The following is a 376-nucleotide window of genomic DNA, read 5'->3' on the forward strand; positions in this document are numbered from 1 at the left end:
TACCGCACCGAAGACGTCGACATCGCTCGCGGGCACCCCTTGGCCTTGGCCGGCGTACCCGACGATGGCCTCTTGGGCATGTTGCGACAGACTGGTATTGCGTTTGTGGAGGTTCCCGGCCTGCATCCGGCTGAACCCGCAACATCGTTCACCCAAATCGGTCCCTCTCGCTTCCATGTGGACCTGTTGGTCCCGGCCAGAACGCAGGACATTGCCATCGTCCCGGTACCCGAGTTGCGCGCGCATGCCACGGCGCTGCCCTATCTGGGCTACCTGCTTGAAAACACCCAGATGAGCGTGCTGCTGGCCCGGCACGGCGCAGTTCCGGTCCGCATTCCTGACGCCGCACGCTTTGCCCTGCATAAGCTGGTTGTCG

General features: G+C 63.6%; 1 protein-coding gene. It reads left to right on the plus strand.

What is annotated here, in order from left to right; all coding sequences use genetic code 11:
• Positions 1-376, plus strand: a 376-nt coding sequence (locus THIARS_RS18060) for a GSU2403 family nucleotidyltransferase fold protein (RefSeq protein ID WP_222423107.1), incomplete at both ends; no start/stop codon positions are given.

Origin of the sequence: Thiomonas delicata, assembly GCF_900088825.1 — a bacterium.
Taxonomy (GTDB): Bacteria; Pseudomonadota; Gammaproteobacteria; order Burkholderiales; family Burkholderiaceae_C; genus Thiomonas_A; species Thiomonas_A delicata.